Consider the following 12,914-nt stretch of genomic DNA (forward strand, 5'->3'; position numbering starts at 1 on the left):
TTATAAAAAAAGTGTCTCAAAATGTGCTTTGACCAGCTTCCATCATTTCAAGACACTTCAGCATTAAGAAAGTTGTTAAATTCTTAAGAAAACGGTATGTTCTTGTAAATACCTATAACAAAGTAGTCGGACACACATAGTCTGATTTTGGTACAGCTGTTTCTGATATTTCTTTAAAACCGCCTTTTACATCGACAAAATCATCCCAACCTCGTTGTTTCAAAATGGACGCTGCAACCATACTTCTGTAACCGCCAGCACAATGAAGAATGAATGGTTTATTTTTTGGAATCTCAGCTAAATGTTGATTGATTTCGTTTAAAGGAATATTGATAGCATCAATCACATGTTCAGAATCGTATTCACTTTTTTTGCGAACATCAATAATAAGTGGTTTTTGAGAAGTATAGCTCTGTTCGAAATCCGTAGCAGAAATTCGACCAATAGTCTCCATATCTTTTCCACTTTTTTCCCAAGAAGAAAAACCATCTTTTAAATAGCCTAATGCAAAATCATATCCCACTCTAGATAACCTTGTGATTGCTTCTTCTTCCTTTCCTGGTTCTGTGATTAATAATATATTTTGTTTTACATCAGGAATCATTTCTCCAACCCATTGTGCAAAATTGCCAGTCAGTCCTATATTGATACTATTAGGAATAAATCCTTTTGCAAAATCAGAAGCATCTCTTGTATCAAGAATCAAGGCATCTGTTTCATTTGCTACAACTTCAAATTCTTCAGGTGTTAATGCTCTCGTTGCTCGATTCATCACTGTATCTAAACTTTCATACCCTTGAATATTCATTAATACATTTTGTGGAAAATAACCAGGAGGCGTTGTCAAACCTGTCAACAACGCTTTTTTAAATTCTTCTTTGGTCATTTCTTGAAGTGCGTAATTTGTTTTTTTCTGGTTTCCTAATGTATCTGTAGTTTCTTTACTCATCATTTTTCCACAAGCAGATCCTGCCCCATGATTAGGATATACAATTAAATCATCATTAAGTGGTAAAATTTTATTGCGTAGAGAGTCGTAAAGTAATCCCGCAAGTTTGTCTTCTGTTAAATCGGAAATAACATGCTGTGCTAAGTCCGGTCTACCGACATCTCCTATAAATAATGTGTCTCCTGTAATAATTCCATGTTCTTGATTATTTTCGTCAATAAGAAGATATGTCGTACTTTCCATAGTATGTCCAGGTGTATGGATTGCCTTTACTTTATAGTCGCCAATTTCAAATACCTGACCATCTTTAGCTACTATGGCTTCATAGGCAGGTTTGGCATTAGGTCCAAAAACAATTTCTGCTCCTGTTTTTTTCTGTAAGTCTAAATGACCACTTACAAAATCTGCATGAAAATGTGTTTCAAATACATATTTAATCTGAGCATTGTCTTTTGTAGCTCTATCTATATATGATTGTACTTCTCGAAGAGGATCAAAAACTGCTGCAACACCATTACTTTCTATATAATATGCGGCATGCGCTAAACATCCTGTATAAATTTGTTCTACTTTCATTTTGATGGATTTTTAAGATTAGAGTTATAAAAGTAGAGAACAATAAGTGATTGAAAAGTTACTTAAGTTACAGAAATTGAATTCGTTACAAAACAATGACTTTCGTCATAAAATGACACTTTTTTTTACAACCGCTAAACAATTAAACGAGTAGAACTATTTGTTTTTACTAATTCTTTTCGCAGAATTCGTTGCACATCTATATTATCTTTTTGTTTTATGAGGTAACTTTCTAATTCGTCCGCATGCGAAATTTGCGAATCGTTTTCAATAAATCCATATCCTAAGTATACCCCATTTTTTACCAGTACAAAAGCTTCTTCATTCACGGTTCTTCCTTTTTGCTTGATTACAACATTTTGTGACGATTCTGAACTTTGTAAAATAGCTTCAGCTACTCGGGTATTGTAGGTATCTACATGCTCCTCCTGTTTGCATACTCCTTTACAGGATTGTATCATAAAGTGCGAACATTCGGTAACACCTTCTTGCAAATGACAATATTTAGGACATAATTCAAACTGCATGCATAAGCGTTCCAAGTATGTTCTACAATCACGAATAGTATAAAAAATGATGAACGGATTTGGTGTTTTTTTAGCATCATTGATTGCCAAATGTCGTACACCACGACGATCGTAATAATCAAAAATGGCAAAGCGTTTTGGCATCCGTTTGGAAGCTGTGTTATACTGTGGATAGTATTCTTTGATAGCAGCATCTTCCATTAACAATGCAATCAATTCACTTCCCGACAGTTCATAATCAATATCAGCTGTTTCCCTACAAAGATCGAGTTCTTTTTTCGATTTATCATAAAAATGCCCTAATACCCGTTTTTGAATATTTTTTGCTTTCCCTACATAAATAATTTTTCCTTTTTTGTCTTTGAAATAATACACACCAGGTTGCTCTGGCAATGCTTCAAATATTTTACTAGGCAAATGTGGCGGTAAAGTAGCTTCTTTTGAATTGTGCTTTAAAAATTTTTGAAATGTAGCTTCGGCGTTTTCTTGAGTGAGTAATAATTGAAATAAAATAACGGTAGCAGCAGCATCTCCACGCGCACGATGTCTGTTAGAAATATGAATGTTAAGCGATTTACATAATTTTCCCAAACTATACGAAGACAAATCTGGAATCAACGTTCGAGATAGGCGTACTGTACATAGTTTTTTTCGTCTAAAATCAATATCTAAGGTTTTGAATTCATTACGAATTATATTGTAGTCAAAATTCACATTATGCGCTACAAAAATACTGTCTTTTGTAATTCGGCATATGTCTTTCGCTATTTCTGCAAAAGTTGGAGCATTTGCTACCATTGCATTATCAATTCCCGTCAGCGCTGTAATATGCGTAGGAATTAGCACTTTCGGATTGACCAATGAAGTAAACTCATCTACGATTGTTTCACCATCAAACTTAAAAATAGAAATTTCTGTAATTTTGTTGGTTCTGCCAGTTGTTTCAACATCTATAATAGTATATACTTGTTTTTTAGACATATTTATGACATTCTTTTGACAGCTTCCAATTCTACTTGCAATTCACGAAACATAGTCATAATACTACTCAATTTTAATTCTTTTTCATCGTACTCTTGTGTATTGATGCAACAAGTAAATTCCCATATTTCTAATACTTCTTCAATGGGAACATGGTAAGGTTCGTATGCTTTGTTATCACTTTTTAAAAGTAAAGCTTGCTCTGTAAAGTGTTTGTATACGCGCTTGTATACTAATCCGTCATTTTTAGTTAGAACAATGTAGGTTCGACCATCTTTTACATCAGAAATGTCATCTACAAATTTGGCAACAATATAGGAACCATCTTTTACGGGTAGCATAGAATCTCCTTTTATAGGAAATGCGCGATGCGTTCCAGTAGGAAGAAAAGGAAGTTTGATTTTTTGCAATTGCTCTATATATTCAGGATCAGCATATCCCGCTAAATAACCAGCAGAAGCCTGCGTTGGAATAATTTCAATAAGCTCTTCATCGTTTTCATCAACTGTAATTGGAAACAATAAACGTTGATTACCGATTTGCATAAACGAAGTGTCTTTAGCCTTTGTCAAATCATTTTTGACCAATATATCAATAGGTAATTTGAAATAATCTGAAAGATCAATCAAGCGATCGATAGGTGGTTCTGAACGACCTTCTTCATACGAACCAACCATTGAGCGTGACCAGCCTAAGACTTCTGCAAAACGCTCTTGTGAAAATCCTTTAAGCGAACGCAAATGCTTGATGTTTGCCTGAATATTTTTCATAACGTTTGGGTTTATTAACTACGTTACTACAAACATAAGGAATAATCGCTACAAATAGAAGCTATTTTAAAGCAATGATTTTATTCTTGATAAAAAGTTTGAAGTTTTTACATCACTCTTCCTGTAACATTTCTAAAAACTCCAATAGATACAAGGTTCGCTCACGGAATTGTTGTTTTTCATGCCTTGCAGTTGCTGCCATTGTCATCGTACCTCCTTCATATTGTTTGTGATAAAATGCGGCATAGAAAGCTAAATCGGCTTTTTGAAATGCGAGCCATTTTTTTTGTGAATCTTCTAATGAAGCCACCGACAAGTGTTTTGATTTCGCTTTTAATTGCTGTAAAGTCTCAGTCATGAGTTTCTGCCAAGAAGCGAGTGCAGCCTTCTCACATTTAACACCCCAAAGTGTCGTAGGCATTGTATTTTCAAGACATTTGCGATTTTCTTTATCGATGGTTTCAACTATATCTTGTCCAAAACCGATTGTAATTGTAAAGAATGCCAGAAGAAAGCAACGATTTTTCATAAGTCATGTATTGAATGGATAGAAAGTTACGAATTATCTTTTTTTATTCTTATTTCTTCGATTGTAATTTTTATCACCTCTGGTTTTTGGTTTTTTATACTTTTTGGCAATTTCTCTTCGATACGAACCTCCTTGATTCGTTTTTTTATTTTTTTCTTTCTTTTCGTGAAATCCTTTGGCAAGTCCTTCTTCTTTTGATGGGTTGTTGATTTCGGCAATTTTTGTTTGTTCCTCTGGAGCTAATTCACTTGAGATAGTAACAGCATCAGGAAATACGACTTGAGGAATTTCATAATTCATTAAAGTTTCAATTGCTTCTTTATATTCTTTTTCTTTTTCAGTGTAGAATAGAATAGCATTTCCTTTGGCTTTTGCACGACCTGCACGACCAATGCGATGCATATAGTTTTCGGGATAGTTAGGCGTGTTAAAATTGAAAACATGTGTAATCATATCTAAATCTAAACCACGTGCTATAACATCTGTAGCTATTAGAATTCGGTTTTCTCCTGTATTAAAATTTTCAATAGAACGAATTCTGTAATTCTGAGTTTTATTAGAGTGAATGACAGCTACCTCTTCTCCAAAATCGCGTTGTAAAGATTCAAATAGTCGATCTGCCAACCGTTTATTGGTAATAAAAACAAGAACTTTACTATACGTTTCCTTATCTTTTAATAAATAGGTCAAAAGATTAACTTTAGTGTAAAAATTGGGAACCGCATAACAAGTTTGGGAAATGTTTTCCAACGGAGTTCCGCTTACTGCTATAGAAATTTTGTGAGGAGCAATAAAAAAATCGTCAATTAAAGTATTCACGTCATCTGTCATAGTTGCCGAAAACATGATATTTTGACGTTGCTCAGGCAATAACTCAAAGATATTGGTAATTTGGTAACGAAATCCTAAATCTAACATTACATCCACTTCATCAATGACTAATTTTTTGATTGCTTTGAGTTGTAATGCTCTACTTAAAACTAAATCATATAAACGCCCAGGTGTTGCCACTACAATATCTGCACCTTGCTGTAAGCTTTGCGCTTGTGTGTTCATATTAACACCTCCATACACGCCTACAATCCGCACGTTGATGTACTTAGCAAACAATTCTATTTGTTCTACCACTTGAATAACTAATTCCCGCGTAGGAACTAATACTAAAATTCGAGGGTTGATTTGTTTGGAGAATTTTAAATCGCGTAGCAAAGGCAACATATATGCAAATGTTTTTCCTGTTCCTGTTTGTGCAATTCCTACTACATCTTTTCCTGATCGGATTATTGAAAAAGATTGCTCTTGGATAGGTGTTGGAGTTTCAAACCCCAAATCTTCAATAGCATACTGTAATTGCTTGGATACGTCAAAATCTTGAAAAGTTGCCATAATATATAATTTGGCACAAAGGTACTATATTTCGTCACTTTGCGGTCTTGATCTAAACGAATTTGCTGCTTGAAGCTCAAAACATTGAATATTTCCTAACCTCAACTATCATGCTTTTTTATTTTGTTGATAATGCTCTTCGAGAATATCGTGACTTGTGTAGATAATATAACGTCAGTTTTTGAAGAGACTAAAATGTTTTCCGCTTTATAAATCTGTGACTTTCCATTCTCCATTAACCCTTAACGGACGAGCGTTCATTTGCATGAAATGAGTATTCACATTTTGACTACGTGAATACTGTTTGTTTTTTTCATAGTCTTTAACTATTTCGGTCAGTTCCATCACCGTTTTACGACTGTCCGTATTTACTGTAAAACTAAAATTCCGTTCTTTTAGTAGATTTTCGTTGGTATCCATCAATTTATACGTGTGATGATACCCATACTCACCGACTTCAGTTTTTTCAATTTCTAAAATTTCCCCATCTTTCATAAAGCGATAAGTAGAAGTTTCGGCATCTCCTCCTAATCGACGTGTCATACCTAAGTCTGCCCAAGTAGTGAGATTAAATTTCCCAAAAAAAGGAAAATCAAAAGTATCTGTAGTAATCTCTTCTTCAGGCAAATCATCTCCTTCCTGTTTAATGGCTCCGCCAAAAACCCAACCTTCTTTATTGTCTTTTGTTTTTACTTTAAACCAATTTGCTTCATAAGCTACATTTCGCAATACAATGGTTTCTTTTTGATCTGATTTTTCACCAAGAATCTCCAACGTATTATTTGTATACGTGCCAACAATTTTTCCTTGACTGTTTGGTGTTTCTCGAACGTTTATTTTGTCAACCCATATATAGTATGTGTTTTTAACTAAGTCTTCTATGTCTGTAATCGTTTCAGTAGTAATTTCTGTATCATTAGTTGAAGAAGCATTTTTTTTAGCTTTTCCTACACAGGCATTTAATAATATAATTACAATAAGAAATAGTAATCTTAAGATGAGGGATTTTAATTTCATGTAAGGGCAGTTATAAAAAAGTCTGCCTAATTTAAGGTAATTATTAATTTTTCACAATACTAAAAATCGCATTTATTTTAGTGAATGTTTTGCTTTATTTTCCTTCAATTTTGGAAGATTCATGCTTTTGAAATTATGAATACTCGTAGTGATATTCACTAACTAGTATTTTCATTAGCAATAATTTGAAGTTTGTAATGTTTTAGGCAAAAAGAGTAACCAAAAAATTAGTCTGTTATTGAAAAATATTGATTCTACTTGAATAGTTCTTCTGGATCTTTTAAATCGTTTAAAGCTTTTACATAGCGCGCATCGAGAAGAGCTATTCCTAACTTAAATGAAGCATTTGTCCATCCAAAACCTCCTTCAGAAATATACTTAAAACCTGTTCCTACATTTCCATATTCTGCAGTTACTTTATGCGTACATGTTTCCACGTTAAATTTTTCCGGAATTAACCCATTGTAATCAACTGTTGTTTTTAATAGTAACCACAACCATCTATAAATCAATTGTTGACATAATTCGGTATAACCATATGTTTGCAATCCTTTCCATGTTAGCATTTGATGTGGAGCCCAACCATACGGAAAATCCCATTGTCGCTCAGGTTTTTCAGAATGATTCTCCTCTTTTTTTCGAAGCATTGAAGCGACTCCTCCTTTACAAACTAACGGTAACAATTGTGTTTTTATGAGTTTTTTAGCTTGTTCTTCATTACAAAGTCCAGCCCATAATGGATATAAATTTGTGACAGAAATTGTTTTATGAAATGTCTGTTTTACAAAATTATAATCATAATAAGTAGCCTCTGTTTCGCACCAAAGTAGTGCATTGATGGCCTTCTTTCTATTTTGCGCCTTTTGCTCCCAATCTGCGCTTTTCATGATTGTATTATTCACCTCAAGAGTATCGTCAAAATAGGTATTGATAAGATATGCAATATCCGTTTCGTACTTGTATAATAGTGAATTCAAATCGACAGTATTCAAATGTGCCGAACAATTATCTAGACGACTCGTAGTGTCATGTCCGCTTTCTCTCATGCTTCTATCATGAATAAAATACAAATCCAATTCAGGTTCTAGGATGACTCCTTTTCGATACAATTCAGTAAAATCAGCTATCGATTTTTCATGTTTTTTTGCATATTTTTTTAGAATGAAATCGAAATGGCCTTTTTCGGTTTCCATAGGAATTCCTGTTCCTTCTCCATAGTAGCGATTCAGTTTATTTTCTGTGAGTCGCAAGTTTGGTCGCATCCAAACATTATGATATTCTTTGATAGCCGTTGTTAGTTTTTGATACAGCCAAGATTTAGATAGTTTGTTCTTATATTTTTCATAAAACTCTCTAACAAACGAAGTAAAAAAAGGCGGTTGAGATCGCGATAAATAATAGTTTCTATTGGCGTTCAATATTTTACCATAATGTACTATTTGATATTCCAAGTTATCAATCATTCCTTTTGTTACATCAAATTCATCATCTATCATCAATCCAATACCAATAAAATAACTATCCCAGCCATACATTTCATTGAATCGCCCTCCTGGAACTACAAATGGAGCACTTTCCCCAGAAATTTTATCAAAAGACAGAGTCAATATTCCAGGATTTTCATGAAGTGTTTTTAGATATCTCCCTGTCATTTTTTCAGGAATAATTTCTAAAGAGATGTTTTGATGATTTTTTGTGATTTTTTGATAGAAATCAAATGCGATTGGATCAGATTCAGGCACATACACATATAGTTTATCTCCTTGCATCTTTTCGTCTTCCAATACTTTTAGCAAACCTTCAGCATCCATTTTTCTGGTTAAAACATTCCAGTGATGCTCTTTGATAATTCTTGAAAGCCTTGTTATAGGTTCTTCAAAAATGTAATCAATTTCAATTTCATCTGACTGTGCAATTGCTAGTTCTTGCAAAAGGTTACCTAAATGATAGGTACCAAATACAGAAATAACAGTTCCATCTTTTGCAATTAGTTGAAATTTTTTCGATCCTGTATCTTCGACAGTAATTGTATAACTACCCGTTGTGTCTTCTGAAGACAGCAAAGCTTGCATGGTTGTTTTTACATCAATCTCCAACTTCATTTTGTCACCGTATTTTGTCTTTTTTTAGATAATTTATCAATCAACACAACAGCAATAATTACAGCAAGCATTGGAATTAGAAGAAAGTAAAAAGCATCTGCTCCTCCAATAGATTCAAAAAGTTCACCTACAATACGCGATCCTAAAGTGCCTCCTAATGCTGAAAAAACAATGATTAATCCAGACATAGGAGAATGTAATTTTTGTGGCAATGAACTTAGCACAGAAGAGTTTAATAATGGATAAATTGGAGCTATGAATAATCCTATTAATGGAAGAATGAATCCAATTACTGGCACACCGTTAAGTGTTTGTATAGTATCTATAGAAGAAGGGTTAGAACTTAATTTTGGCAATACCGTAACCAAGATAACACATGATGTAATAACACAACCAATGACTAAATATACCCATGAAATTTTTTTGGAAAGATATCCCGCAATAAAACGCCCTAAAGCCAAGGATAATGCTAAGATACTTGCCATTTGCACACTAAGCACATCTGAAAATTGAAATATTTTTTCGTTGAATCTTGGCAACCATGTCATGATTCCTTGTTCAATCATTACAAAGAAAAATGCTGCTGCGAGAAACACAAGTACAAGAGGAATCGTTATTAATCCAATTGATACTTTTACGTCTTCTTTTAAAGTAGTAACAGTTGTTGTTTCTACATGAGCTACTTTTGAAAACAATAAAACTAGAAATGATATTGCGATAAGTCCTGCCACTACATAATAAACATTAAGCCAAGCATTTGGATCTGTTTCCGAATAAAATGCAGGAAATAAAAAGTAAGCAGTAGCAATTCCAATCATGAAAAAACCTTCTATAGAACTCATGAAAGCTGCATGTTCTTTTTTTGACTCTGTCAATACTCCAATTAATGAATAGACAGAAAGCTTTATTAGCGCAAAACTGATTCCTATTGTGAGAAACAAAAGTTTGGTATACATAAATGTATTTCCAAAAATCATTGCCAAACATCCAACAAAAACAATTGCTAAAGCAGTGAGCATTGCTTTTTTGTATCCAAATCTTGGTAAAAATGAAGCGACTATAAAAGATACTATTGCAATTGGCAAGTCTTTAAATGCTTCTAAAACAGAAGCATTAGATTCACTCACCTGATATACATTAATCGCTTTTGCAATGACAATTCCAACACTATTTAGCAGAATGGCGAAAACGAAATAATTAATGTACAATGCTATTTTTATACCAAGATTTTTCATGCGTTGTTATTGAGTCAAATGAATTGAATGCTGCCTTTGTCCGAAGCAGCATTCAAATAGATGAATTAAATAAATTAAAAAACTAGCTCTAAATTATTAACACTTACTTTTTTTAAAAATCGAGTGCAACAGATAACCTAAATGCTCTTCCCAAAATTGGTCTCGCTAAGAACACATCATCGTTTGCATTGGTTGTTTGTCTTGGGTTTCCTTCCGTCAATCCGATGGCATTGAACAAATTGGTTCCGTCCAAAGCAAAACGTAAGTTCTTTACTTTGTAAGCTAATCCAGCATTAAACACACTAAAAGAAGGCAATGCTACTTCATTGTTTTCATTGGTAAATTTTTCTCCAAAGTATGACCATTGTGTATAAAAGTTCAATTTTTTAGTGATGTCAACATTTGGGCGTAAGTTGAAGAAAAATTTAGGAATTCTTCTAGCTGTATTGCCGTCATAATCAAATGTACTTCCATCTGCATTAGTTCCTGTAAAGTCTTTATATTTTGGATTTTGCAAGGTAGCACTCGCATCTATTCCCACGTTCCCAATTTTTATATTAGTTTCTACTTCAATTCCTAAGTTATTTACGTCTGCAAATCTATTTTCTGATGTCCCATTTGCTAAAATATCAGCAAAAGCAATATTGTCCATACTCATGTAGAATACGTTGGCAAATACAGCAAATTTTGGCTGAGAATACTTAAAACCAAGTTCTGTTTGATTTACTTTTGTGATTTCAATATTATCCAAGTTGGTAGCATTGTCGTAATACGCTTCTTCAATCGGAGAACGGAATCCGCGACTGTAACGCCCGTACATCGCCATGTTTTCGGAAAACTTGTAGTTTAATGCCATCGTATACGACAGCTCACTTACATCATATTCCCAATAGGTGTATGGATTTCCTGCTACTACTGTTACGGCGTCATCCGCAGTATTATTTGCTAGAATTCCTAAATTGGTTGAGAAAAATTGTGCATTGTCTCTATACCCTGAATACTGATTGTCATCATAACGCAATCCTACATTTCCTGTTAAATTATCGCTCAACTTAATTTCTGCATCTACATAAATTGCATTTAACTTCCCTTTGGTTTGCGCATCTCTTTCCAACCACGTAATACGCTCAACTCCGTTCCAAGTTCGTGAAATTCCTGTGCTAGTATCTACTAAGTTTACCAATCTTGCATTATCAGAAACATCTACTAAATAGTTACTCCAGTTCCAGTATTGATTGGATTTCCAATTTGAGTAATAGTATCCAACAGTTACATCAATTTTATCCCAATTAAAGCTAAAGTTCAGATTATTAGCAAAATTACTCATGTCTTTATCAATTGCCCAATGATCTGCACGCATAACCAACGTATTCGAATTTAATGCTTGCCCATTGTCTACATATGTATATGCTGCATCAGCTGCATTAGCAATAGGAAATTGTGCGGTACTTGTTGCAAAATCATCTTGTGTATTTGGTCCTCCTGTACTAAAAATTGCATTGTAGTTTAAATCAATCTTTGTGCTTCTAAATGAGTTTTTCACTTTTACAACTTCTGATATTTCATACTGAAATTCTCCTCCAATAGCATCAACATTTGGGTTTACTCCATCTTCTAAATCTCTTTCAAAAAATCCGCCTCCTAATTGTGGTACACGCAAGCGACTAAAGTTTCTAGAAGCCAATGTTCCATAGTTAGCGTCAAAACCTGCAAATTCTTCTGGATTTCCATCATTGTCTCCTTTTAAAGGAATAGGCAATAAAAATAAGTTGCGATCATTTAGTTTTTTATAATTGATACGCGCATATCCTTTGTCAAATTTATATGTTACATTAAATTTCATTTGTCCTCCACGATTTGCTTCGTATCCAGGACTTCTAATTCCATCATCAACTCTGTAAAATCCGCCAATATTAAAGAATAATTTATCTTCAACGATTGCACCTCCAATATTCAAATCTGTACGAAACAGTCCGTAATCTCCAACAGTCATTTTGGCACGTCCTTGAAGCTCATTTTGGCCTGTTTTAGAGATGAAATTGATAATTCCTCCTGGTGAATTTGTCGCAAAAATTGATGCAGAACCTCCTCTTACGGCTTCCATTCTTTTTACCGTTTCGTCAAGTCTATACCAATTATCTGCATTTGCAAATTGAAGTGCTCCATCTTCAAAAACAGGTAATCCGTCTTCTTGAATTTGCACAAATTCATATGCTCCAGCTGCAGGAATACCACGTGCAAAAAGGTTATTTCCAACTTCTCCTCCTGAAGTTTCTACTAAAAACCCTGGAACTGATTGTAGGATATCAGCTGTACTGATAGGAGCTCTTTCTTCAATTTGCTTTACTCCTATTGAAGTAATTGCCACACTAGATTCAATCTTTTTTCTTGGATTTGAAGAACCCGTAATGACTACTTCATTGAGTGATAATAAATCTTCTTCTAAAGAAACACTCACATTTTGGGTATCATTATTAATACTAACAGTTACTTCTTGTGTTTTGTATCCTACTGATGATATAACAATTGTATATGAACCATTAGCTACATCATGAATTGTGTATGCACCATTAAAATCTGTGACAGCTCCTTTACTCGTATCTTTTACAATAATATTTGCTCCAGGTAAAGGAAGTTTTCCCTGATCTGTAATGATCCCAGAAATACTCCCTGTTTGCGCATAACTATATCCTAAAAAGAGGAATAAAATCATGAAGAGCATTTCTCTTAAACGCGTAGATTTAAATTTCATTATTTATAATTTTTGGATGTTATTGTTACCAAATCTATAATTTAATAACTCTATTTATAAATATTTCTCTACTAAAACGTTTTAGATTTT

The 12,914-nt window shown here is 33.7% G+C and carries 9 protein-coding genes; all 9 read right to left on the reverse strand.

Annotation, left to right across the window (positions count from 1 at the left end; translation table 11 throughout):
- Nucleotides 1–112: 112 nt before the first annotated feature.
- On the reverse strand, nucleotides 113–1,525 hold the full coding sequence (locus AA088_RS04205; RefSeq protein WP_046743704.1) for a rhodanese-like domain-containing protein: 1,413 nt from the start codon (nucleotides 1,523–1,525) through the stop codon (nucleotides 113–115).
- 134 nt (nucleotides 1,526–1,659) lie between these two features.
- Complete coding sequence (locus AA088_RS04210) at nucleotides 1,660–3,033, reverse strand: exonuclease domain-containing protein (protein WP_046743705.1); 1,374 nt, start codon at nucleotides 3,031–3,033, stop codon at nucleotides 1,660–1,662.
- A 2-nt stretch (nucleotides 3,034–3,035) separates the two neighbouring features.
- A complete protein-coding gene (locus tag AA088_RS04215) occupies nucleotides 3,036–3,803 on the reverse strand; it encodes an XRE family transcriptional regulator (protein ID WP_046743706.1) in 768 nt (255 codons plus the stop codon).
- A 112-nt stretch (nucleotides 3,804–3,915) separates the two neighbouring features.
- Nucleotides 3,916–4,332, reverse strand: coding sequence for a lysozyme inhibitor LprI family protein (locus AA088_RS04220; protein WP_046743707.1), 417 nt, complete (start codon nucleotides 4,330–4,332; stop codon nucleotides 3,916–3,918).
- Between the two features lie 33 nt (nucleotides 4,333–4,365).
- Nucleotides 4,366–5,718: a DEAD/DEAH box helicase gene (locus AA088_RS04225; protein WP_046743708.1), complete on the reverse strand. Its 1,353-nt coding sequence runs from the start codon at nucleotides 5,716–5,718 to the stop codon at nucleotides 4,366–4,368.
- A gap of 207 nt (nucleotides 5,719–5,925) precedes the next feature.
- Nucleotides 5,926–6,735 (reverse strand): SH3 domain-containing protein, encoded by an 810-nt coding sequence (locus AA088_RS04230; protein ID WP_046743709.1) that lies wholly within the window; start codon nucleotides 6,733–6,735, stop codon nucleotides 5,926–5,928.
- 254 nt (nucleotides 6,736–6,989) lie between these two features.
- Complete coding sequence (locus AA088_RS04235) at nucleotides 6,990–8,837, reverse strand: trehalase family glycosidase (RefSeq protein WP_046743710.1); 1,848 nt, start codon at nucleotides 8,835–8,837, stop codon at nucleotides 6,990–6,992.
- Nucleotides 8,834–10,072: an MFS transporter gene (locus tag AA088_RS04240; RefSeq protein WP_046743711.1), complete on the reverse strand. Its 1,239-nt coding sequence runs from the start codon at nucleotides 10,070–10,072 to the stop codon at nucleotides 8,834–8,836. Before AA088_RS04240 ends, AA088_RS04235 begins: the two co-directional genes overlap by 4 nt.
- 112 nt (nucleotides 10,073–10,184) lie before the next feature.
- Nucleotides 10,185–12,824 carry a TonB-dependent receptor gene (locus tag AA088_RS04245; protein ID WP_052752780.1) on the reverse strand — a complete coding sequence of 880 codons (2,640 nt, stop codon included), beginning with the start codon at nucleotides 12,822–12,824 and terminating at the stop codon, nucleotides 10,185–10,187.
- Between the last annotated feature and the right edge of the window lie 90 nt (nucleotides 12,825–12,914).

Origin of the sequence: Kordia zhangzhouensis (assembly GCF_001005305.1) — a bacterium.
GTDB lineage: Bacteria > Bacteroidota > Bacteroidia > Flavobacteriales > Flavobacteriaceae > Kordia > Kordia zhangzhouensis.

What these genes read in the sequence shown, in the direction of transcription:
- AA088_RS04205 (WP_046743704.1), bottom strand. Translation starts at nt 1,525, where the DNA reads ATGAAAGTAGAACAAATTTATACAGGATGTTTAGCGCATGCCGCATAT.
- AA088_RS04210 (WP_046743705.1), bottom strand. Translation starts at nt 3,033, where the DNA reads ATGTCTAAAAAACAAGTATATACTATTATAGATGTTGAAACAACTGGC.
- AA088_RS04215 (WP_046743706.1), bottom strand. Translation starts at nt 3,803, where the DNA reads ATGAAAAATATTCAGGCAAACATCAAGCATTTGCGTTCGCTTAAAGGA.
- AA088_RS04220 (WP_046743707.1), bottom strand. Translation starts at nt 4,332, where the DNA reads ATGAAAAATCGTTGCTTTCTTCTGGCATTCTTTACAATTACAATCGGT.
- AA088_RS04225 (WP_046743708.1), bottom strand. Translation starts at nt 5,718, where the DNA reads ATGGCAACTTTTCAAGATTTTGACGTATCCAAGCAATTACAGTATGCT.
- AA088_RS04230 (WP_046743709.1), bottom strand. Translation starts at nt 6,735, where the DNA reads ATGAAATTAAAATCCCTCATCTTAAGATTACTATTTCTTATTGTAATT.
- AA088_RS04235 (WP_046743710.1), bottom strand. Translation starts at nt 8,837, where the DNA reads ATGAAGTTGGAGATTGATGTAAAAACAACCATGCAAGCTTTGCTGTCT.
- AA088_RS04240 (WP_046743711.1), bottom strand. Translation starts at nt 10,072, where the DNA reads ATGAAAAATCTTGGTATAAAAATAGCATTGTACATTAATTATTTCGTT.
- AA088_RS04245 (WP_052752780.1), bottom strand. Translation starts at nt 12,824, where the DNA reads ATGAAATTTAAATCTACGCGTTTAAGAGAAATGCTCTTCATGATTTTA.